Raw genomic sequence first — 22,545 nt, 5'->3', positions numbered from 1 at the left:
GGCCGTCGTGTCCCGCAAAGGGCGATGATGGATGCTCTTTTCCGCCATGGTGGTTCCTTCGCCCGCAGCCATGTGTGCGCAGCAAGTATCGAACACCGAACCGGGTGAGCAGTGTGGGGCGGTCGTTGCTTTGCTCGGCGGGACAGGGCGGTATACCAGACGAAGGTCACAATCGAAGATTCAGGATCCCTGAACTCGTGCATCCGTATTGAACATCAGCGAAAACAGAGCGTAATCCCGCTGTCCAGAAGGCGTGCGGCGGTCGATACGCGCCAGGACGCTCTTGATTTCCGGGCTCATCGAGATATTCGACAGGTGCCACCCACGCGCCCTCTTGAAGGGAAGTGTCACCACCAGTTGCAGCGTATCCTAATATTCGGGGTGCTCCGAAATCAGGAACCGCGCAAAGGCATGCATCGCCGCCAGCCTTGCATTGCGGGTCGCAACTGCCACGCTCGACCTCAAGTGATGTGAGAAAGCTGCCCATCCTGTCGGTATTGATGTCGGAGACCGCTTCTTTCAAGAATATCTTCCCGCTCTCCCGCGGCATGAGCCCGTGGCATGCTTCGGCCCAATGCTGTGGATTGATGTTTCTTCATGCCACAACCTCGCTGACGAGACCGCCGAAAGCCCCTTCAAAGCGGTCGGTGGCGATCTCTCGCAGCTTTGGAAGGTAGTGCATTGATTTTTCGTGGAATGGGGACCCTGTTTAAAGGGTGATTTTCGTCCAAACGGGACCCCTTAACGATGGGGTCATCAAGATGCCTCCGGCTTGATCGGAGGCATTTGTGTTTTGGATGTTGGTTTTAGAGACGATTGCAAAGATACGTCGGCTGTCGCTGGTCCAGGGGAAGTCGATCAAAGCGATCTGCCGTGAGCTGAAGATCTCGCGCAAGGTGGTGCGCAAGGTCCTGCGTTCTGAGCAGACGCAGTTCCGCTACGAGCGCAAGCACCAGCCCTATCCCCGCATGGGAGCTCGGCGTGAGACGCGGGACCGGCTGCTGTCGGCGAATGCGGCCAAGCCGCAGCGGGAGCGGCTGCCGGTCGCTTCGACGGCTTCCATTGCATTCCCCCGTCGGTGTCGAAGACCTGCACGGTGCGCTTCGACAACAACAAATACTCGGTGCTGTCGAGTGCCGTCGGTCGGCCCATCGAGATCCATGCTTATGTCGATCGGATCGCATCCGCCAGAGGATGGCGTGGTCGTGGGAGAACACGTTCGCTCCTTTGGCCGCAACGAGGTCGTCTACGATCCCTGGCACACGGCGCGCGCCGTTCCTTGGCTGGGTCGTGCGGTCGGCAATGGAGAAGGTGCGGCGCAGCTCAAGGCGGTTGATGACGTCGACCGGCAGATGGTGTTGATCCTCACCTGGGTGCTGACCGACGGATTGAGCGCGGTCGAGGCCGCCTGTCAGGAAGCCATCGAGCACGGTGCATCGTCGGCGCCGGTGATCCTCAACATCCTGGCCCGCAGCCGCGATCCGGCGCCGGGCACGATCCTTTCCATTCCCCAAGCGCTGAAGCTAGCTCACGAGCGGTCGCCGACTGCACCCGCTATGACAGTCTCAGGAGGACAAACAGCCATGGAACGCACCGAGGTACTGGAACTGATGGGAGCGCTGAAGCTCTACGGAATGCGCAGAGCCTATGACGAGATCATGGGTGCGTCGCCATCAAGCGACGGCACGAGCCGCCCAGGATTGTCGGTGATCTCTTGCAGGCCGAGATATCGGAGAAGCAGGCCCGCTCCATCAAATACCAGTTCGCTGTCGCCAAGTTGCCGCTGGCCAAGGACATCGACGACTTCGACTTCGCCGACACGCCGGTCACCCCCTGATGCGCGATCTCGCCCGGCCGCGCCTTCGTCGCCGATCAGCGCAACATCGTCCTGGTCGGCCGCCTTCACGGGTCACCCCACTCGCGCGGAAGGTCGACCGCATTGCGACGGGCGCGTGTCGACTTCCCAACAATGTCAGACAGGAGACGCAACGCTATCGGAGCGATCGCATTGCCCGAAACGATTTTCCCAGTTGGCACGACAATTGCGGTCCTATGCGCAAAAGCAAACTAGACCTGAGAGCCGCACCGCATGAATGTAGCCTCCCAATATCTGCCGCTTGTGGCGCATCACGAAGCCGGGCACGCGGTGGCCGCCATCGTTTTGCACCGTCAGACGTTCGACGACGACCGTGAACTCCCTGCTTTCTCAAGTGTTAGTATTTACCCCGACGTCGGTGACGGAGAGTGCGGTGGTGTTGTCGAAGGCGCGGGTTTTTATTCAGCGCAAGGATTCACCTCGAAGCGAAAGCCGATTTTCGAGGACGATATGGATCGATGTTTGGAACGCGATGATGCGATCCGGGAGATAGTTGCGTGTCTGGCAGGTCCTTTTGCAGAATCCGCATTCGAAGGCTATCTGGACCCGCGCGATATGGCGATGAATGCGTCCGATGGGAATGAGGGGAGCAGCGACTACGCGGATGCCAAGCGAATCTATGGTGAGTTGCGGTTCCTGATGCCGCGCCGCCCCGATTGGGGGCGGATCGAAGATTGCACGGCCCGGCTAGTACTCGATCACTGGTCGGCCATCGAAGCATTGGCCGCGCATTTGCTGGTCAAGCATGATCTCCAATTCGATGAGCCTCTGACGATTGTTGCGCCGCATCTTCCGCCCATGCCAGCAGCTACGCCGCCAGAGCGTCATCCGCAGCCTGCTTGATCAGCCATTCGATGTGATTTGACCACATCTGCAACACCTCGCGCTTCTCCTTGACGTTGCTATAGAGATTGTAGATTTCGCCAATGTCTGTCAAGGACGCCGCCTTGTGATTCAGTATGTGCTCGATGACGTGTGGCAATACCTGCCGCCTGCCGAGATTTGTCGCGAGCGTCCTGCGCAGATCGTGAAGGGTCCAGTTCTCCAAAGCCACCCCGTCAGTATTGACCTTGCCGTCTAGAGCCTTCTTGCCCTTCGCGTAGCCTGAGAAGTGGCTTCTTTCGTTGCCCCTCGCAGGGAAAAAAACGTGTCATTGGTCTTCGGTACCGTCTGGGGGACCGACACCGCCAGTGTGGACAGCGGAATAAGCGTAGGCTCTTCGTTCTTCGTGCGGTCACCCGATAGTTCCATGTTCCGGCTTCAAGGTTGAGGACCAACGCATCGCGGCAACTTCCGTACGCCTCTGTCCGGTCAGAATGAGCAGCTTGACGATGGAGCCGAACGAATAGCCGATATCGCCCGGTTCGGGCTCACAGCCCGTTCATATAGCCGCCAGTTCGGCATCGTTCACCACTCGCTTGCGCTTGACGATCGGGGCCGGATACCGGATTTTCCAATCCCTCGCGGGGAAACCGCGACGAGCCGTTGCGGCGGTTTGCGACACCAGTTGAAAAATGCCGCATATAAAAGAAGGCTGTGTTAGCCGCTTGCGGGTGACCCCCGGCGACGATCTTCTCGGTGATGTTAGCAATGTCGGTGTCGGTCACATGGTAGACAGAGCGACTCCCGAGGGCAGGCACAAGATACCGGTTCAGGCTGGCCTCGACCAGTTCCCAGAAATCCCATTCTGCCTTGCCGGTCTTTGCAAAGCCCGCTCCCTTGCATTTGCGCCGATCGGCCGACCCCGTTCGAGGAAGGGCGTGATCTGGTCGGCGGCATGCAGAATCGGGGTGGCGCGGCTGGTCCGGTCGGACGCGGTCTGATCGAGGAAGCCAGCCGTAATGCCGGCGGCTCGTGCGGGAAGGGCGTTCATGAGACGGTCCTGTCGGGCGAGCGGTTTGGGGGCATGATCACCATAGTTGATCAGGCTCCCGAGCGGTGCATTCTCGTAAATGTCGCTTGCGGACATATGTTTGCTCCTTGTCCAGAAACAGAAAAGGCCCGATGGGGCAGCCGGGTCCAGGGCGGTGTTTTGAGGGTCGCTACTTGGCGGCCTGGAGGTGATCGCCGTCGCCGTCCTCGGTATCGTCAGCGCTAATCTGCGCCTGATTCGGCAAGGAAGGCTGGCAGTTCCGAGGAGCTATGCTGGAATTTGGGTGACGAGGCTGATCAAGCGGCGCTCTGCGGCTTCGTTTTCGATGACCTCGATTCCGTCCAAGAACCTGGCACCTGCGATGAGTTTCGGCAACTGATTTTGTCCTTTCAATCGTCGCCACCTCCTGGCCGCGGCCATGACCAGCTTGAAGACCATCAGCTGGGCGATTTTCCAGGATAGCGAGCCCTTGGTACGCACCGTGCGGTGGCGAACGGTCGCAAAGACGCTTTCGATGGGATTGGACGTTCGCAGATGATCCCAGTGTTCGGCGGGGAAATCGTAGAACGCCAGCGACGCATTCTGATCTTTCGTCAGGCAGTCGACCGCCTTAGCATACGCCTCGGCTTCCATCTCGATCGCCTGCGCAAGCAATTTGCGCGCGCCGCTGCCAAGTACATCCGTCAGGGTATCACCGATTTCGTCGGGCTGACGAAGGCGAACAATGTGTTGATAGTCTCGTTCATGGCGTGTCACACTCCTTGAGAGGTACTGGCAGGCTTCATCACCCGCCTCGATACGCCGCTCTCCTCAAGCCGTCATCATCCAGTTTCCGTCATGGCTCCCCCTGATTGATCCGCTTCACCTGTGCAACTGCACAGGCTGCCCTAGCGGGGAGATTGGCCTCCAATGGCGAAAACTTGCCGCAGGAGACCCTTCCGATGACCGTGCCTATGGCGCCGCCGCTACGACAACTTGCCGACAAGCAGCGTGCGACCCACTGCCGCGCTACTGCGCCTTCAAGGGACGTCTGGATCGCGACGCAGGAGCCGATGACCGTTACGGAATCAATTCCAGGTCGCGCTGGCCGTCGCTGTGCCCGTTCGACGGTCTGGTGGCAATTTGGGCACATCTTCTGTCGCCGACAGTGGCGATGGCTGACGCTTCAACGAAACGGGGTCTTCGACGTCTGCTGCCTTCGCCGATGCTTTGCGAAGTGGCATAATGTTTCGACGCACGCAGGCGCGGGCAGGGGATGTCAGTCATGAATCTCCTGACTGGCGCGGATCAGGCCGATTGGCGGGATGAAAGATCATACGACTACACCGCTGGCCTGACGCTGCGGGAGTGGGCTTGGGAGTTCTTACGCCGCAATCCAGCGTTCCAGCGCGATCTGACCGCTGCGCGCCAGCATTGCAAGACTTGGTCTCTCCAATCCTTTCTCGATATGGTCGCGTCGGCCGGCGACCTGTCACGCTGGGGTGTTCTGTTTCGCGGAGTCTTGTGGCCGCGCTTCGGTCGTATTCTGGTGTCCGCTCTGGTGCGTCCATGTGCTGCCGGTCATTGCGGAACGGTTGCCTGCCTCGTCGCCGACACCGCCGTTCGAACTCTCGGCATTGCCCTGTCGTGCAATCGTCCTGCTGGCGCCCGACAAGAGCCAGCATGTTCTTCTTCGCAATGCGGACCACGCGCTGCAGCTCGCCGTCTCGGGCGCGAATATCCTCCACCCTGTTTGCCTGCATACGCAAGCCATCTGGCCCGCGGTGCTTTTAAAGCATCGACTGAGGGGACTGGAGTGCCTCAATGCTCTCAGTCTAGGGCAACAGTTGCCCCCCCGCTTGTTTGCGCCGGAAAAGCGCGGCGTTCGTTTGTCCTTCGTTCTTCGTGCGCTCGACGGTTCGCTCGCCGGAGCACCTCATCGCGAGCTCGCCGAAGTTCTCATCGGTCAACGGCGCGTCCATGCCGACTGGGCGGATCCTCGCGATCATCTGCGCGACCGCATCCGTCGGGCCGTCTCGCGTGGCCGCGCGCTCATGAATGGTGGCTACAGAGATTTCCTAATTTGAAAAGCGACAGTCCGCGCTGTGCGTCGGTGGATGAACGTTCGCTCGCAGCTGTACCCGTCACCAACAGTTCGCCCGCCGACAGGACTGCATGGCGCCTTGCAAGGTGCGCTCTGGTCAAGCTTGTCGATGCCGAAATGAGATGGGCGAGGGTGCCAAGGCGGTGGTTCATTAGGGCCGGCCTCGACCTGGACGCACATCATTGGTCGGAAAGCGGCGTGCACCGCAATGTCGCCATAGCAGCCAAGATCCTTTGAGGCCGGACCTGCAGTCCTGTTGGACCGGCGGGTGCAACAATATGGAGGGATTTGAGGCCTCACACCGTTCCCTGGTCGACAGCTCGGTCAGACATAGCACCCACCGCTTGATTATGGAAATGGTGTGCCTGGAGTGCAGCGAGTAGCGGCTTGCTGCGCACTATCCTAAGAATAGCAGTCATGACCCGTCTGGGGGTCTGCAACACGACGATTCAACCGCTTGGGCATTGTCGCATATCCCACAATGTAGAATGCGCAACAGGGCAAAAGCTGATCCATCGGCGGTTTATCAATGCTTTTTGGCTTGGCACGGCACATGCAACGCAATCGGCAAAAGGCGCACGAACTGAGTGGCCCATCGGCCCTAGGAGCGCTGACTTATGCCCTCCCAAGGCATGTCCGGCCCGGCAGCGAGCTCAGTCTCCTGCCGGGCATCCGTGTTTCAGGTCAACGGCGTTTGGAACTTCCAATTAGGTGGCGGCATTGACCGCAGGCCGCCCCCCGGTGGGGCGGAGAGACAGTGCAGCAGGTTTCAAATCCCGCCCATGCAAAGATATTTCATTTCCAGATAGTCCTCGAGGCCATGACGGGAACCCTCCCGCCCGATGCCGGATTGTTTGATCCCGCCAAACGGTGCCGCCTCCGAGGACATGCGTCCCGTGTTGATGCCAACCATGCCATATTCCAGAGCCTCTGCCACACGCCAGACCCGCTTCAGGTTTGAGGCATAGAAGTATGCGGCGAGGCCGTAGATCGTGTCATTGGCCTCGCGCACGACCTGATCCGCATCGTTGAAGCGAATGATCGGCGCGAGCGGCCCGAATGTCTCCTCTTGCGCGACTGCCATGACGCTGGAAATCTCGGTGAGGACCGTGGGTTCGAAAAACGTGCCATTCTTGCCGATACGCTGGCCCCCGCATCGTATTGTGCCGCCTTTCGCAATGGCATCTGCGATGTGAGACTCGATCTTGGCCAGAGCATGCTTGTCGATGAGCGGTCCGATGTCCACTCCGGCATCGAATCCGTCGCCAACCGACAAGTGCCGGATTCTTTCCACGAATTTCTTGACGAACTCATCGTGAACGCTCGATTGGACGTAAATGCGGTTCGCGGAAACGCAGGTCTGGCCGGCATTGCGGAACTTCGCCTGGACCGCACCGTCAACAGCACCGTCAATGTCGGCATCATCGAAGATGATGAAAGGTGCATTGCCGCCGAGTTCAAGGCTGACCTTCTTGATCTGGTCAGAGCACTGACGCATCAGCAGCCGTCCGACCTCGGTCGAACCGGTGAAGCTGATCTTTCGAATCTTGGAATTGGTGCAGAGTTCACGGCCCACGCGATCACCTTCGGACGCATAGATCAGGTTGACCACGCCATCGGGAAAGCCGGCCTGATGGGCGAGGGCGAACATTGCGCCAGCCACGAGCGGCGTCTGTTCAGCGGGCTTGAGCACGATTGTGCAGCCTGCAGCCAAGGCCGGCGAGATTTTGCGCGCCACCATGGAGGCCGGGAAATTCCATGGCGTGATCGTGCCAACAACGCCGATGGGCTGCTTGATCACTAGCATTCGGCGGTCTGTCGAGGGTGCCGAGATCGTCTCGCCATAGACGCGATTGGCCTCCTCGGCATACCATTGCAGATACGCCGCCGCATGCGATACCTCTGAAATGGCTTCGGCAAGCGGCTTGCCCATTTCCGCAGTCAGAATCGCGGCGAGATCGCCTGCATGGTCGATGATCAGCTGATGCCATCGCCAAAGAACGTCGCTACGTTCTCGGGCCGTCAACGCGGCCCATCCCGACTGCGCAACATAGGCTTTGTCTACCGCAGCACGTGTCTCCTCCACGCCCATATCGGGAAGCTCTGCCAAAACTTCGCCGGTCGACGGATTGACGACCTCGAACGTCTTATTGCCAACTGGTCTGCCGAGTGCCGGCAGGCGGTCGATGGCTCCAAACAGGTGCGGGGATTTCAGACGGCGGATCATCGGCAGGCACAGGGGCAATACCGGATTCCTCCTCAACGCAGCGAACATCCAGGTCGACAGGCCGTCAGTGTGTATTCTGCACCAGTGGGTTCGTCGTAGGGCCTCGGCAAAGCAGCTGGTAGACCACGCTAGCCCGATGAAAAGACAGCAGTTTCGTTAGTTTGAGTGCCCGCGGTTCATCAATTGATGGATTAAGCAGTCGGATGTTTGCTTCATCCACCATGCCTGCTGGTGGCATGCGACGGAATTCTGCAAAAAGGCGGCATACATGCTGAGGAGCGCCATTTCGGCGAGAGGCCGCCGGACCGCCAATGCCGCGCAAGGTCGGCGAAAACGACTCCGCGCGTCTGCATGATCTGCTTGGCCCACGGGCCTCCACATTCGCTCTTCCCACGAGAAGCCCCGATGAAGAAGGAAGGTGAGATGAGTTTCTTTACTCATCCTTGCCGCCCAGCGGCGGGCCGACCACCAAAATGGCGGGCTCAGCCGAAAGCAGCTTTTTGGCCGCCGCCTTGACCTGTTTGAGCGTCACCCGACCGATGCTGCGGGCGCGACGCTGGTTGTAGTCGACGTCGGCCTTGTGAATCTGCAAATCCAGGAGCCGGTCTGCGATCGAGCGGGTCGAGCCCAGTTGGTCGATGGCATAGGCGCCGATCAGGTGCTTCTTCGCCGCCTTGAGCTCGGCCCCGGTCGGTCCTTGCTGCGCCATCTGCTTTACCACATCTCGCACGATGCTCAGTGTTTGGGCAGCGCAGTCCGAGCGTGTCTCTGTCGTAACCAGAAGCGAGTCAAGGGTTAGTTCAGAGCTGACGTGATAGGCAAGGCCGCGTTTTTGACGTACCTCCTCGTAAAGGCGGGAAGTCAAGTATGAGCCGCCAAGGATGTCGTTCAGCAGCACGGCCGCGTAGAAATCCGGCGCGCTAGGCTTCACGCCAGGCCAGGCCAACGTCAGCGAAGTCTGCGGCAGGTCGTAGTTCTCCTCCACCAGTTGACCGAGTTTCGGCGCGACATCGTAGACGGGGACGAGGGTTTGTTGCTCAGGCAAATCACCAAACAGCTGGTCAAGCCTTTCCCTCAACGTGTTCGCGTCAATGTCACCCACCACGGCAATATGGAGCCCGTCGCGAGCGAAAATGGCCTGGTGGAAGGCGCGGAGGTCGGACGGCGTGATGCCGGGCAGGCTCTCTTTTGTGCCTTCTCCCAGCCTTGAACAAGGATGCGCGCCATAGATCGCGCGCAGCCATTTGCGCTGAGCGATGGCGTTAGGGTCTCGCTCGCTGCCGACGATGCGGGAGACAATCTCGGCGCGGACGCGATCGATCGGCCCCTGGTCGAAGCGCGGCGCGTTCAGCGCGAGCCGAAGCAGGCCGAACGCCGCGTCCTGCTTTTTGGAAAGCATGCACACCGATCCGTAGATGTCGTCGCTTTGCGCGTCCAAACTCATTTCGGCGCCGGCATGGTCGAGCTTCACCTGGAAGGCATCGCTGTCGTAATGGCCAGCGCCTTCGATGAACAGGCCGGCCATCAGTTTGGCCATCCCCTCCTTCCCGACCGGGTCCTGCTTGGTGCCGCCCTTGAAGGCAAAGCCGATGTTGACGATTTCCACTGTGTGGTCCTCCACCAGCCAGGCGATGATGCCCTTTTCGGACTTCACCTCCTGGATGTTCATCGCAGCATGGGGCCGAGCGCCGAGCGTCATCTCTTGATTCTGCGTCTTGGGCAAGAGATAGCCCGTGGTCGAACGGTCGAACGCGAGATAGCGGGCGGCAACTGCTTTGATTTGCTCGGGGGTAACCTTGCGGATGCGATTCGGCCGTTCCTCGACATCCTTCACGGTACCGCCGGTGGCCAGCGTCGAGCCGTAGATGCTGGCGAGCCAGTCCAGGTTGTCTTCCGCAAAGATCATATTGCGCAAATAGTGGTCCTTGGCCTTGCCTAGTTCCTCGTTGCTGACACCATCCTCGGCAATGCGGGCGACTTCGGCAGCGGCCGCCGCTTCGAGATCAGCCAGCTTGGCATCGCCGCGCGGTGCGCCATAGATGGCGAACTTGGTGTCGTCGAGCATAGTGCCCTGGAAATAGACGCGGGCGCTGGAAGCGATACCTTGCTGGACAGCGAGCGCCTGGTAGAGCCGGCCGCGGTTACCGCCGCCGAGAATTTCGGCCAGCAGGTCGAGCGCTTCGGCCTCGCCCGGCTTGGCGGTGTGGTAGGACGGCACCACCCACTGCGTCGAAAAACTGGGCACGCTGACGCGGGCGTCTGAGAGCGTGACGGTGCGCCTGGTGTTCTGCTCGGGCTCAACCGGCCGGATGCGCGGCGGCAGGTCAGGTCCACGCGCCACCTTGCCATAGGTCTTTTCGGCCAGCGCCCGCACCGTGTCCGGTTCGACATCGCCGGCCACGATCAGCACGGAGTTGTTGGGCCAATAGTACTTTTCATAGAAGGCGGTGGCGTCGACGCGGTTCAGCTGCTCGATCTCCTGCATCCAGCCGATGATCGGGATGCGATAGGGCTGGTTCTGCCACAGCGTCGCGTCGATCTCCTCATGGAGCACGTCCTGCGGGTTGGTGTCGGTGCTTGAGCGGCGCTCCTCGATGACCACGTCGCGCTCGGTCTTGACGACATCGTCGGTCAGGATGAGGTTTCGCATTCGGTCGGCCTCGAAGCTCATCATCAGCTCGAGCGCCGACGGCGCCACTGTCTGATAGAAGGCGGTGTAGTCGGAGGAGGTGAAGGCATTTTGCGAGCCGCCGATCTCGAACACTGCGCGGTCGAATTCGCCGGCCGCATGGTTGGTCGTCGCCTTGAACATCAGATGCTCGAAAAAATGGGCAATGCCGGATTTGCCCGGCGGCTCGTCGGCGCTGCCGATCTTGTACCACACCATGTGGGTGACGATCGGCGCCCGGTGGTTGGGAATGACGACCACCTCCATGCCGTTGTCGAGCACGAAATCCCTCGCCTTGCCGTCCTCCCATGCGACGGGGATCGGAGCCGTCCCCGCGCCGACCAACTCGGACGCAACGGACGTCCTGCGAAGCCCATGAGTGCGGGGCTTGCTTGGTAGTTCTGATAGGGAGAGTGGGGTTATGGGCTGCGTTCCTGGCAAAGTGATCTGTTCCTCATTTTGAAGGATCTATGTCTCCCGAACGCCTATTGGGAGAAAGTGGATCGGCACGCGACGCCGAGCCACATGAGCCGTCAGCGTGTTGCTGGGCCTGACGCGAGCCTCATCTTTGGATGCGTCCGGGAAACTTTCGGCATGGTGAGGCCATGGGAAGTCTGCTCGTTATCCATTGGGTGTTTGCGGATACCTGAGCATGCCCCGTGCCAAGTAAGAAAGCCCCGATTCGCAAGGTTTGATCCAACCTTGATACTTGCGATATCCGACATTGTCGGGCATCCGACAGAAAGCGCCTTTCGCCGGCGCGCCGGCTATGACGCTCGCCTCCTCCGGCGTGACGACGATCCTTTGGCGGGCGCCGCGCACACCGATCTGCCCGCCTATCAGCACCGCGACATCGAAGGACAGCGCGATCGTGACTGGATGGGTCTTACGCAAACATGCAGCAGTGCCACCGCGATCAGGACTTCATCCGCCCCACAAAGACCCGAGCGCGAGGGACGACGTGTAAGGCAACATGTCATCCTCGATAATGATGCCGCGCATAAAGAGGTAAGGTCCCTCGTCGTACCGGCGAGCCCCTTCGCTGGGTCTCGCGAGGGTCTGGTTTGCGAACGTCGACCGACAGCATCACGGCATGGGCGGCCCCATCGGTAGGCAAGCATTGACCGTGCCATCAGCGTTGAGGCAGCGCAGAGCCCAATTTCCCGGTGCCAGCCGGTACGTTGGAGCTTCAACTGTGGCCAGCCAAGCGGGCCGAGGCCGTGAAACTCCTGATACCCTGGACCGTCCGGATTGCAACGCACGACGCCTTGGTCTCGCGCCAACGTCCATTGACGCTCAGCGAAGCATCATGCGGACGAGCTGGGAAAGCTTGGCCGGGCCGGCGCCTTCCCAGGCGCACGGGACGCGCGACGACCCATGTGGACCTTGGATTTCACGACGCACTTACGCTGCTTTGGCCTTGTCAGCAGCCTGAGCATAAAGCGTGCTCAGCTTTCAGGGCGAGCCTCTTTCATGTTGATAGCATCTGTCGTCATTCAGGATCGCCCCATTTTCGCATGCCGCTTGCAGCTTTCAGACTGTTGTCAGCCAGGGCCGCCATAAAGGGTCTCGTTTAACGCATTCGGGAGGCTTCATCACTCGACCACATTAATTTCGGGCGGTTCGCCGGCGCTCCGAATGGCACTTAACACCAGATCCTCTCCAAACCCGTGATGATCCAAGAGGAAAACGAAAAATCCCTAAATCATAAAAAAGCACCGATACGGTCGGCTCCAGGCTGATGAAATTGCGGTCTCACTGGCCACGCACGATACTTGCGATGGCGATGGCCATTGCAAAGGCCGGTCAAGCACCCAAGACGCTGACAAGCACGCCTCCGACCAAAGCTCGATCGTTGGCAGCCTTTCTAGCCGTATACTTGGGGCATTTTGGGACGGCGATCCGGACGCCGATTAAAACCTGCCGGTCGTCTAAATGGAATGGTTGGTCCGGGTCCTTACTGGACCTGCGCCAACCCGATCGGGCCGGCGCACAGGGGCACCCAGACAATTGGACACGTCGCCTTTTCGCGGCGGCTTGCACTTTCTCGGATGGCCTTTTTTCTCCCCGGGCGAAATCGAGCGAGCGGTGAGGCGGAGCCTTCGATTTTGCCGATCATGTCGTGTCGCTTCGATCGAACTGCTCAGACGATGATAGCGGCATTGATTGCCGCGGCCGAAATGCGTTGTGTGAAGTACGATTTCTACGCCGTATACATACTGCCGTACAGTTCGCCATGTCAGCAGCCTTGCCAGCAATCCGCCCTGTGTCCAACTGTCGTCGAATTCACCGGTGTCATTGAGGAATTCGTATGATCGCCTCGAAACCATCATTGCGACCGCGGGCGGGCGACGCAAGCTCTAGACTGCCACCGATCCGCTGGATAACCATGTTAGCGATATGTAGACCAAGGCCTGAGCCCGCAGCAGGAGTAGCACCACGACTAAATCGCTTTGTAAGCCCTTCGAGGTCGGGGAGGGGCACCACCGGTCCGGCGTTTGCAATAGCGATGGTTCCATCAGTTTGGACGGAAACTGTTGTCGGAACAGTGGGCAGTCCATGTATCAGCGCATTCTCGATCAGGTTACGAAGGAGGATCCCAAACGCATCGACATCCACTTTGCGCATCAAAGTGGGGCAGCCGTCGACGTTAAGATGCAGGCGTCCGGCATATTGCGGCTTTTTCCTCAGGTCGTCGATTTCCAGCCGAACCGATCGGACAAGATCGATCGCGTGATCCGCCATGCCAACCCCCGATTCGGCTTGAGCGAGCTGAAGCACTTTTTCGACAAGGCGGCCAAGGCTCGACAGCGCTTGCTCGATGCCGCGCGCACGCATTTTGGCCGACCCATTGGGAAGCTCGGCCACTAATCTCTGCATCTGAGCGATTGAACCTGCGATCGGCGTGCGCAGTTCATGCGCACTGTTTGCGGCGAACTCGCGTTCGGCCTCGAGAGCCGCCCGCAGACGATCGAGAAGCCGATTGACGGATGCCGCGATTGGAGCCAACTCTGCCGGGAAATCGCCCAAGTCCATTGGTGACAGATTGCCGCCGTCGCGCGATCCGATCTGCTGTCGCAGTACCTCGATTGGCCGCAGCGAGCGCCGGATCACGATCCACCAAACAGCTAAGCTAAAGGGCAGGAGCACGAGTGTCGGAAGGAAGACAAAAAGTGCGCCCTTCGCGATTGTGGTACGGCGGCCATCAAGCGGTTCGGCCAACTGATGATACACGCCGTCTTGGATCTCCTCTGTGTAGACGCGGTAATCAGCGTTTCGCCAAAAGCCGTTACTCAGCGGAGCATCAGGGAAGGGCTGCTGACCCTCTTCCGGTTCAGAAATAAGCACTACCCCGTACTTATTAATAACCTGCTCACGATAGGTCCAGTACTTTTCATAAGTTGGCAAGTGGTTATTGTATTGATCAACGTGTTTTCCATTCAAGACCTTGATCAGCTCTGGTTCTCTGTACTCTGCGCTCGCCTGGAGCAAGTCATCCGAACTTTCGTTTACATTATTGCAAAAAATGAACGCAGCAATGGTTGGGGCGGCGATCCAAACCAGGAGCGTTGCCCCGCCTAACCACGATATCAGCTTTCTCGTCATGCTGTTCGAGTTCGTCATGTGACCACGAGCCTGTATCCGGAGCCACGCACGGTTGCTATTCTATCCCCGCCGATCTTCTTGCGGAGCCGGCTGACATAAACCTCCACTGTGTTGCTCTCGAACTCCGAATTGAATGAATAAAGCGCGTGCTCGATCCTCCCCTTTGAAACGATCGAACCGGGCCGGCGTAGAAGGCAGTCGAGCACCGCCCATTCGCGTCCAGACAGGTGGACCTCCTGCCCGTCGCGGAAGAGGCGTCGCTCGGCTGCCTGTATGGAAAGCGTCCCAACCGAAAATTGCGGCTCCGGAAAATGCCCTTGGCGACGTGCCACTGCACGGATGCGTGCCGAGAGTTCCCCCAGATCGAACGGCTTGACCAAATAGTCGTCGGCGCCAGCGTTGAGCCCCTCGATGCGATGCGAAATCCGATCGCGGGCTGTCAGAATGATGACCGGCGTTGTATCAAGCCCCTTGATCAGCTCCCGCAGATAGTCGATGCCATTGCCGTCCGGCAGGTGAACGTCGAGCAAAATAACGTCGTAGCCGGCCACAGCTGCATGACCGCGCGCTTCGGACAGGTTCTTGGCCCAGTCGACCGCGTGGCCACCAGCCACCAAATGATCGTGCATAGCACTTCCAAGGTCCTTATCGTCTTCAGTGAGCAGTATTCGCATCAGGCTGCCGAGCTCCGGTATGAGGGCAAGGCTCCTGCCTTATTGATCGAAGCTGACAGTAGGCTGAACCGGCGCCAGCGAATATCTGGGGGCTTTCAGCCTGCTGTCAGCTACAATTGCAAGAAAGGGGTCGTTAACAAAGCCAAACGAAGAGGCCTTATGAAACCCCTCCTGATCTCGGCACTTTTGCTCAATGTGACCACCGGCGGCTGTACACTGGTTGGCGGGCAATTCGACGTGGCGGTCAACGAATGGCAGCCGCGCCACGCGTCAATGTCCAGGCTTGAAACTGACAGGTGTCTTAAATACGAGGGCACCGTAGCGGGTGCCTCCAGTTATCGAACAGTGCCTAGCAGGTCAGAAGTGCACTTTGACCATAGGGGTCGTCCGTATTTTCGGCGCTCGCGAACAGAGTCGACGGTCAATCGATGCGCCACTGCCAGAGTCTGGAACGGTCAAGTGTTTGTTATCCCCCGTCCGGGCCATATTCTCTGCCGAGGACCAAGAAGGCCCTATTTTCGGTGCCCACGAACAGAGCCAACGGTCAATCGATGCGCCACTGCCAGGGTCTGGAACGGTCAAGTGTTTGTGATCCCCTGTCCCGGCCGTGTTCTCTGCCGAACTCGCCCTTGTAGTCGGCACACCAAAGATCGTTAGGGCGACAGCCGTTTGAAAGTGGTGTCCCCGTCGCCCTGTTGCGCCTGCGCTTGCGGCGCTCGACCATGCCGTGGCGGTCGAGCACGGCATGCACGGTCGAGATCTCGGGCCGGTGCACATCCGGATACAGCCGGGCCAGCCGCTCGCGTATCTTCGGCGCACCCCATGTCGGCTTGTCTTGCTTGAGGCGCACAATCAGCTTCTCGATTTGAAACGGAAGCTGATTGGCGTGGCGATAGGGCCGCCGCGATCGGTCCGTCAGCCCCTCCAGGCCGCTGTCGTTGTAGCGCGTGAGGATCTTGTAGCCGGTCTTGCGCGAGATATCGAACTCCCGGCAAAGCACCGCCATCTTCTCGCCGTCCAGCAGCCGGGCGACGAACTTCAGCCGCTCTTCCATGACGTTACACTCCTTCCAAGGCACCTTGCTCTCCTTGCAAAGGGCCGAAAGTGTAACCCATCTATCCGGAATGAACTGTCACCCATCTCTCGGGAAGGGCAGTCATGGCCAAGGCAACTGGAAGCCGAATTTTCTTTTAGAGTATGAATCAGCGCCGTCTGCCGAAAAGCGCGTCCACGATCTTCCCTTTTGAAACGACCGTGCAGGGCTGGGGCAGACGGTAGTCGAGCACCGCCCATCCGCGTCAAGTCAGGTAGACCTCCTGCCCGTCGCGGAAGAGGCGTCGCTCGGCTGCCTGTATGGAAAGCGTCCCAACCGAAAATTGCGGCTCCGGAAAATGCCCATGGCGACGTGCCACTGCATGGATACGCGCTGAGAGTTCCCCCAGATCGAACGGCTTGACCAAATAGTCGTCGGCTCCAGCGTTGAAGCCCTCGATGCGATGCGAAATCCGATCGCAGGCTGTCAGAATGATGACCGGTGCCGATTCAAGTTCCTTGATCAGCTCCCGCAGATAGTCGATCCCATTGCCGTCCGGCAGGTGAACGTCGAGCAAAATAAGGTCGTAGCCGACCACAGCTGCATAATCGCGCGCTTCGGACAGGTTCTTGGCCCAGTCGACCGCGTGGCCACCAGCCACCAAATGATCGTGCATAGCACTTCCAAGGTCCTTATCGTCTTCAGTGAGCAGTATTCGCATCATGCTGCCGAGCTCCGGTATGAGGGCAAGGCTCCCATCTTATTGGTCGAAGCTGACAATAGGCTGAACCGGCGGCAGCGAATTATTTGGGGAGCTTTCAGGCTGCTGTCAGCTACAACTTGCAAGAAAGGGGTCGTTAACAAAGCCAAACGAAGAGCCCCTATGAAACCCGTCCTGACCTCGGCACTTTTGCTCAATGTGACCCCCGGCGGCTGCATCAGCAAATTGATTTGGGAAACAGGCGCGCCGGTTCTAATGACCGACGCAGGCCGAGGTCTGGAACAGCTGGACCAGCGAACGGCGTCTTCGGTTTTTCAGGCAACAGCCACATGGAAGAATATGATTGGCTCGACCATGCGCCGAGCTTTGTCGAACGGATTGGTCGCGGGCGCACTACCACAGATTATGGCAGGTTTACGCCCTGGCCTTGACACCCGGGGTGATCGTCACCGGCGGAGCCGCGGCGTACTGATCGGATATCTAACGTCGCTGAGTCTCTCGTCGGTGCAGTGGATCTCTCGGCTTAGCCATCATGCAAAAAACGACGGTTCCGCGACACCACTTTTCAGGTCCGTGACACAGGCTTTGTGAGCCGATCTGTTGTTCTTACCCCAGGCTAATGGCTGAACAGCTCTGTCGCCGGCTCGATGCGCCAGATGGCGCGATGTTTTGAACCCTTTCACGAGGCGACGGCAGCAGCCGACCGGCTCTCCTATCGCGGCTCCCGCGATCCACACACCCAACAAGGGAATCTACCATGGTAATGAAGGCACCGGTTGCCGACGCTAGGAATGGGTCGGTAGTAGATCGGCTGGTCGGCATCGACCTCGCTCGGGGCCTGGCTGTCTTCGGGATGTATGCCGCCCATCTCGGTCCCGACCCCGGCGAAGGAGGACTAGTCGGGTTTCTGATGGAACTAACCCATGGGCGGCCGTCGGCCCTGTTTGCCGTATTGGCCGGTTTTTCAATCCTCCTGATTACAGGTCGCAAGGCGCCGAAGTCGGGGATAGCCGGTAGACAGGCCATCGCCAGAGTCGCAATTCGTGCCCTTGTTTTGCTCGCGCTTGGCTCAATCCTGGGCTGCCTCGGTACCCAGGTCGAAGTCATCCTAGAATACTACGGAATTTGCTTCTTGTTGGTATTGCCGCTCCATCGGCTCAGCTCATATCAGCTGGGCTTGATCGCTGCCGCTACGGCATTAGTTCTCCCGCAAGTCCGTTCCTCCCTTCTGTCGGTTGCCCCCAACCTCCTCGACCCGGTCTTCAACCTCATGGTCAACGGCTACTATCCCGCGGTGACCTGGGTTCCTTTCCTCATCGCTGGCATGGCCATCGCGCGCCTTAATCTTAATACGCTAGCAGCGCATTGGCGCCTTGGTCTGGCGGGGGTCGCGCTGGCCGTGTTGGGCCATGGGGGATCCTTGCTCGCGCTGAGTTCCCGCGCTTTGACTGAAACCTCCTTGTGGTGGTCTGACGTTGACGGCGCTTTTGAGCCTTCCAAGTCGTCATTTATAGTCAAGTCGTCATGGATAGCCGCACCTCATAGCGAAACGACGCTTTCGATCGTGGGCAGCACCGGTTGCGCAATGATCATCTTGGCGGCTTGCATGCTCGCTGTGGATGCGCTCCCGCGTCTGCGAAAGCTGGTCTGGCCAATAATCGCAGTCGGCTCGATGTCTTTGACGGCCTATGTGCTGCACATTGCGGGAATAGCCTATCTTATGAAGATAAACATTTTCAAAGACGAGAGCCTGTCCACGCTCTTTGGCTTCGTTGTGGTTATCAGCACTTTTGCGGTGCTTTGGCTGCGCGTCTTCCAGCGAGGACCGATGGAAGTGCTGATGGGTAGGGTCGCAGATCTCGCGCGTCACATCCGCTGAGCACCGCCGCGCCCCGGCCTCCCGATCACATTACGGACAAGGTGGGGCTTTGTCCAAAGCTTGTTCGCGGCAGGGGAGGGTACTTCCTCCCACCCTGCCGCCTTGTTGATGGAAGCTAAAACGGTCGCGCAGGCGCTAGAGTTGCATCGGCATAATCAGCTTAAACTCGCGAAGTTAAACCCGCGGTTGGTCTATCTCGGCCCGCCTCACCTGAAAGGCTAAGGTATCCGTTTCGGTCAAGGGTTTTAGGGGCCATTTTCGCTGCGCCTTGAGGAGAGCGTTTGCTAGGATGAGGAGCTTTCGCAACAAGATGATGACCTTTGCGGGTTTGCCTGCCGCCTTTAGCGCCTGGTATTTTGCCTTGAGGTCGGGGTTGAAGCGCAGGGCGAAGGGCCGGGCATGTAGAGGGCCTGGCGAACATTGGCCCGGCCGCCCCGGATGAAGGCGCGGCCGCTCCATTTTGCCGAGGCCGGCGAGGCTTGCGGCCTTTGGTTCCGAGTTCCGGCATGTCGATGGTGAGTGTGCAGGCGGTGGCATCCGATGCGCCATATGCTGGTCAGGATTTCGCGGCGCTGGACAGCGTCGGGATCGGCTTTCATGAGGGTAAGCATCGTCTGATCGATATCGCTGAGTTCACGTGGATCTGCTTCCAGCCACTCGTTGTTGTGGCGCCTGAGCAAGGCAAGCGGTCAAGATCTGGCTCTGGTGCTGGCTGCGGTGCGATCCCCGCACGGGCCAGGTGCCGATCGTGTCGACGATCCACCTCGCCGCGACCAGAGAGCTGCTACTCTCTTCCGCTGTTCATTCTGGCCTCTTCGCAATGAATGTCATAAAATCACCTGTCGCAATTAATGGTTTTTGATTTGGCTCCAACAGCTGGCAGATATCGCCGAGAGTTCCGCAGAGAGCGTCGAAAGTTTTGGCCGCCTTCTTCCGCAGCCGCGCCTTGAGTTTTGAGCAGACCTGTCTTGATCGGGTTGAGATCGGGCGAGCATGGCGGCAGGATCAGGAGCCAGTGCCCCTTTGGCCAACCAGTGGGCGGCGCGTACCTTGCCGACAATCTGGGGTTCCGAACCCGACAGTTGGTTTTCAACCCGACAGTGGCCCGCCTCAGAGCAGGCTACCGCCCTTCGGAGCAGGCAGAAGCTAATCGAGGTTCGCGGGTTCCGGTTTGAATGTGCAGGTCGCTGCGCGCCTGATCTTTCGGTCTGGCGGCACATGACAAAAACCCTCATTTTGGCCGACGATACCCGGTCAGGAGCGGGTATCGCAGTCGAGAAGCGACCCGAGCACGTCCACAAGATGTGCCGAGTTTGCAAGGTGTGTCATTGTTTCTGTCAACGTTCGAGCGACAGCGCACGACGAAACGTCTGGCATACGCCTCGTCTGGCACGCGCCTCGCATATGTTGCAGTTGCTGCTGGAGATCAGGCGATCGAGTGGGCCTTGCAATTTTCCGATTTTGATGCGCCTAAAGTCTCGTGTACAAATCAGGCTGGCGTGAATGGCCTGCCTAAGTTGCGACTTATTACAAAGGAATGGATATGGCGACTGGAACGGTGAAGTGGTTCAACAGCACGAAGGGTTTTGGTTTTATTCAGCCTGACAACGGCGGTCAGGATGTCTTTGTCCACATTTCCGCTGTTGAACGAGCGGGCCTGTCGACCCTTAATGAGGGCCAGAAGATCAACTACGAGGTGGAACAGGATCGCCGCACGGGAAAGTCCTCTGCAGGCAGCCTCAGCAAGGCTGGCTAACGGTCCGGGAAAGCCTTGGCAAGGTTCGTCATCGCCGGAACGCATTGACGGCTCGAAACCCGGGCCGGAGCATGCAAGTTAATGCCGCGGCAGGGATTGCTGGAGCCATCATGAATTACTCTGGAAATGAGGCTCTTGGACGGGAAAGGCGGGGCTCATCCCCGCCCTTTGATTCCGCGCAGATTGGGCCAACGGCTGCTGCGCGTCCGAACGACTGTTGATACGGATTTAGGCTGCGACCTTCTTGCGGGTCCGTTTCGCCGGCGCCGTGGCTGGGGCTTCCGGCTCTTTCGGTTTGCGGCCGAGTCCCATGGTCTTGGCCAAGGCGGAGCGCGCAGCGGCGTAATTCGGCGCCACCATGGGATAATCCGACGGCAGACCCCATTTGGCGCGATATTCGTCTGGGGTCAGACCATAGTGCGTCGCCAGATGGCGCTTTAGCGATTTGAATTTCTTGCCGTCTTCAAGGCTAATGATGTAGTCCGGTTCGATCGACTTTTTGATCGGGACAGCAGGTTTTTTTACAGGCACAGGCTCTTCTGCCGGTATGAGTCCAGCCGTGCCGTTTAGAGCCCCGTGCACTTGGGCGATCAGGGCAGGAAGCTCCCCCGCCGGGACGGGGTTGTTGGAGACGTAGGCTGATACAACATCGGCAGTGAGCTCGATGAGGATGTCGGTCTTGTGGGGTTCTTCTGTCATAAACTTCTCCGGGCAGCTTGAAACACAGTTGGGCGAAGTGTCGCTTCATAGTGGCGGTTGCCGCTGAAAGCAAATGGATCGACGGGTGCGCTGCTCCTCCACCATTGAAGTCTCGGCGACGCATCCCGTCATCGTCCATCGCTAAAGGCAGCGTATTGAATTATGGGAGCGTTCGCGCCCGCCCCACCATAGCGATACAGCAAGACAATCAAAAAAGCCGGTCTTTGCTTGGCCCCAAATCTTTTCTCCTTTCGTGAACGCTGAGCTGCCAAGCTGCTACAGTTCACCTCGCGGGGCAACCGTGCACAACACAGGAGTCGCCCGAGCGATACATTCTTCACTTGCCGCTTATCAGCGCTGGTGATTGCACTTTGCAGCCTGCCTCCGGACCCGCAGCGCTCACGCTGTTGGTTTTGCACCTGCAGGCGTCGGAAGTCGGATCGCCGCAGCTAATTTCCTCAGGCGGACGAATTCAACAAATCGATTGTTTGGATCGAAGGCATCCACACCATCGATGCCTCTAGAATATGATCCAGCTACAATCACCGTGCTGTAATGGCAGGGACGGCCAGCACAAGCGCGACACGATCCGGCGGGTCCATCGCTGCGTTACGTATTCATGGCTACTGCATCGGGCGCTCGGTCGACCGCCTTAAGCCAGGTCGCCGCATTGCGAGACGGTGACCGGCGAGGGAGAGGGCGCTCTGGCAACGAAGCGAGGCGGGTGGCCTTGCGGGTGGCCGCGTGATGTCATCCGGCTCTCCTGCCGATCTCTGCCGGCCAGATCTGGAGCAACTGTTTTGCATAGATATGGCTCTCTTCAGGGGGCCATCTATGATGGGAGCCGAGCGCGTGTTCGAGCCGGGGAACAGGCTGCGCATGCACTGTGCCCACCTATTGCGATCGTGCTAACCTTGGTTGTTTGGACTTGCCGTTAAAGGCAAGCGACAGATTGAAGTTATGCTGCACCATCTGATTGCCTGGCTCGTTTTCGAGAGCTCGCCGATACAGGGCCTGTGCCGCGTCATGCCGCCCCTCAATGTCCAAAATCACGCCCTTCGCATTCAATGCACGTACGTTTCCTGGGGCTGCAACCAAGACGCTGTCGAGCACCTCAACCGCTTCGTGCGGGCGCTTCTGGCCCACCAAGGCATTTGTAAGTCGTATCGCCGCATCAACATTGTCCGGGTGCTGCTTCACCTCATCCCGCAAAGCCCGCTCTTGAACATCCTGACCAACTTCGCGCAAAATGCGTTCGCGCATAGCCGGATCGATTTGATCGGCGCTGAGCAACTCGGGGGAAGATGTCTCCTGCACGGAAAGAGCCGGCTTTTGCCAGCTGGCGCAACCGCCCAAAGGCAGAATGGCGAGTACGGCAAAAAGAAGTGAGTTCCGGCGCAGAAACATAGGCGATGGAGAAACTGTATTACTATTCATGTTATCTCTCAGT

At 59.0% G+C, this 22,545-nt stretch carries 14 protein-coding genes and 5 pseudogenes; 6 read left to right on the top strand and 13 right to left on the bottom strand.

Annotated features, from left to right (window positions below; genetic code table 11):
* Nucleotides 1–166: 166 nt before the first annotated feature.
* A complete protein-coding gene (locus P3C39_RS30910) occupies nt 167–523 on the bottom strand; it encodes a hypothetical protein (protein WP_127309514.1) in 357 nt (118 codons plus the stop codon).
* Between the two features lie 516 nt (nt 524–1,039).
* On the opposite strand from P3C39_RS30910, the pseudogene P3C39_RS30905 reads away from it, so the two are divergent.
* The 3 genes and pseudogenes from P3C39_RS30905 to P3C39_RS30895 form a co-directional block, all read left to right on the top strand.
* A pseudogene (locus P3C39_RS30905) lies at nt 1,040–1,573 on the top strand (IS21 family transposase); the annotation flags it as partial.
* A 10-nt stretch (nt 1,574–1,583) separates the two neighbouring features.
* Nucleotides 1,584–1,897: pseudogene (locus P3C39_RS30900) on the top strand (ATP-binding protein); the annotation flags it as partial.
* A 192-nt stretch (nt 1,898–2,089) separates the two neighbouring features.
* On the top strand, nt 2,090–2,719 hold the full coding sequence (locus P3C39_RS30895; protein WP_275954905.1) for a hypothetical protein: 630 nt from the start codon (nt 2,090–2,092) through the stop codon (nt 2,717–2,719).
* Here the strand turns inward: P3C39_RS30895 and P3C39_RS30890 are convergent.
* The 3 genes from P3C39_RS30890 to P3C39_RS30880 form a co-directional block, all read right to left on the bottom strand.
* Entirely contained in the window at nt 2,685–2,813 is a 129-nt protein-coding gene (locus P3C39_RS30890; RefSeq protein ID WP_135907184.1) for a hypothetical protein, read from the bottom strand. The two genes, P3C39_RS30895 and P3C39_RS30890, sit on opposite strands and share 35 nt — an antisense overlap.
* A gap of 433 nt (nt 2,814–3,246) precedes the next feature.
* Entirely contained in the window at nt 3,247–3,483 is a 237-nt protein-coding gene (locus P3C39_RS30885; RefSeq protein WP_275954906.1) for a hypothetical protein, read from the bottom strand.
* A 533-nt stretch (nt 3,484–4,016) separates the two neighbouring features.
* The gene (locus P3C39_RS30880) at nt 4,017–4,505 is read right to left on the bottom strand and encodes a transposase (protein WP_275954907.1); all 489 of its coding nucleotides are present in this window, start codon (nt 4,503–4,505) and stop codon (nt 4,017–4,019) included.
* Nucleotides 4,506–5,299: 794 nt separating this feature from the next.
* Here P3C39_RS30880 and P3C39_RS30875 point away from each other — a divergent pair.
* Nucleotides 5,300–5,815 carry a DUF2285 domain-containing protein gene (locus P3C39_RS30875; protein WP_224570032.1) on the top strand — a complete coding sequence of 172 codons (516 nt, stop codon included), beginning with the start codon at nt 5,300–5,302 and terminating at the stop codon, nt 5,813–5,815.
* Between the two features lie 786 nt (nt 5,816–6,601).
* Here P3C39_RS30875 and P3C39_RS30870 read toward each other — a convergent pair.
* The 7 genes and pseudogenes from P3C39_RS30870 to P3C39_RS30840 form a co-directional block, all read right to left on the bottom strand.
* Nucleotides 6,602–8,077 carry an NAD-dependent succinate-semialdehyde dehydrogenase gene (locus P3C39_RS30870; protein ID WP_095486045.1) on the bottom strand — a complete coding sequence of 492 codons (1,476 nt, stop codon included), beginning with the start codon at nt 8,075–8,077 and terminating at the stop codon, nt 6,602–6,604.
* A gap of 415 nt (nt 8,078–8,492) precedes the next feature.
* A pseudogene (locus tag P3C39_RS32960) lies at nt 8,493–9,218 on the bottom strand (pitrilysin family protein); the annotation flags it as partial.
* Between the two features lie 549 nt (nt 9,219–9,767).
* Nucleotides 9,768–11,072 (bottom strand): annotated as a pseudogene (locus P3C39_RS30860) (pitrilysin family protein); the annotation flags it as partial.
* Between the two features lie 1,950 nt (nt 11,073–13,022).
* Nucleotides 13,023–14,333 (bottom strand): HAMP domain-containing sensor histidine kinase, encoded by a 1,311-nt coding sequence (locus tag P3C39_RS30855; protein WP_206618067.1) that lies wholly within the window; start codon nt 14,331–14,333, stop codon nt 13,023–13,025.
* Nucleotides 14,334–14,347: 14 nt separating this feature from the next.
* Nucleotides 14,348–15,007, bottom strand: a complete 660-nt coding sequence (locus tag P3C39_RS30850) for a response regulator transcription factor (protein WP_275954908.1) — start codon at nt 15,005–15,007, stop codon at nt 14,348–14,350.
* Nucleotides 15,008–15,626: 619 nt separating this feature from the next.
* A pseudogene (locus P3C39_RS30845) lies at nt 15,627–16,061 on the bottom strand (helix-turn-helix domain-containing protein); the annotation flags it as partial.
* A 244-nt stretch (nt 16,062–16,305) separates the two neighbouring features.
* Entirely contained in the window at nt 16,306–16,764 is a 459-nt protein-coding gene (locus tag P3C39_RS30840; protein WP_224570033.1) for a response regulator transcription factor, read from the bottom strand.
* A 754-nt stretch (nt 16,765–17,518) separates the two neighbouring features.
* On the opposite strand from P3C39_RS30840, the gene P3C39_RS30835 reads away from it, so the two are divergent.
* Entirely contained in the window at nt 17,519–18,640 is a 1,122-nt protein-coding gene (locus P3C39_RS30835) for a DUF418 domain-containing protein (protein ID WP_275954909.1), read from the top strand.
* Between the two features lie 1,543 nt (nt 18,641–20,183).
* Entirely contained in the window at nt 20,184–20,396 is a 213-nt protein-coding gene (locus P3C39_RS30830) for a cold-shock protein (protein ID WP_008874821.1), read from the top strand.
* A gap of 228 nt (nt 20,397–20,624) precedes the next feature.
* Here the strand turns inward: P3C39_RS30830 and P3C39_RS30825 are convergent, their stop codons facing one another.
* Both P3C39_RS30825 and P3C39_RS30820 read right to left on the bottom strand, forming a co-directional pair.
* Entirely contained in the window at nt 20,625–21,095 is a 471-nt protein-coding gene (locus tag P3C39_RS30825; protein ID WP_024505385.1) for a MucR family transcriptional regulator, read from the bottom strand.
* Between the two features lie 894 nt (nt 21,096–21,989).
* Entirely contained in the window at nt 21,990–22,532 is a 543-nt protein-coding gene (locus P3C39_RS30820) for a tetratricopeptide repeat protein (protein ID WP_081714429.1), read from the bottom strand.
* Nucleotides 22,533–22,545 lie beyond the last annotated feature (13 nt).

Origin of the sequence: Mesorhizobium sp. XAP4, from assembly GCF_029269325.1 — a bacterium.
GTDB classification, from domain to species: Bacteria; Pseudomonadota; Alphaproteobacteria; order Rhizobiales; family Rhizobiaceae; genus Mesorhizobium; species Mesorhizobium ciceri.
The sequence above is the reverse complement of the archived record's forward strand: the minus strand, read 5'-3'. Positions and strand labels throughout refer to the sequence as shown.

What these genes read in the sequence shown, in the direction of transcription:
- P3C39_RS30895 (WP_275954905.1), top strand. Translation starts at nt 2,090, where the DNA reads ATGAATGTAGCCTCCCAATATCTGCCGCTTGTGGCGCATCACGAAGCC.
- P3C39_RS30855 (WP_206618067.1), bottom strand. Translation starts at nt 14,333, where the DNA reads ATGACGAGAAAGCTGATATCGTGGTTAGGCGGGGCAACGCTCCTGGTT.
- P3C39_RS30850 (WP_275954908.1), bottom strand. Translation starts at nt 15,007, where the DNA reads ATGCGAATACTGCTCACTGAAGACGATAAGGACCTTGGAAGTGCTATG.
- P3C39_RS30840 (WP_224570033.1), bottom strand. Translation starts at nt 16,764, where the DNA reads ATGATGCGAATACTGCTCACTGAAGACGATAAGGACCTTGGAAGTGCT.
- P3C39_RS30835 (WP_275954909.1), top strand. Translation starts at nt 17,519, where the DNA reads ATGGTAATGAAGGCACCGGTTGCCGACGCTAGGAATGGGTCGGTAGTA.
- P3C39_RS30830 (WP_008874821.1), top strand. Translation starts at nt 20,184, where the DNA reads ATGGCGACTGGAACGGTGAAGTGGTTCAACAGCACGAAGGGTTTTGGT.
- P3C39_RS30825 (WP_024505385.1), bottom strand. Translation starts at nt 21,095, where the DNA reads ATGACAGAAGAACCCCACAAGACCGACATCCTCATCGAGCTCACTGCC.
- P3C39_RS30820 (WP_081714429.1), bottom strand. Translation starts at nt 22,532, where the DNA reads ATGAATAGTAATACAGTTTCTCCATCGCCTATGTTTCTGCGCCGGAAC.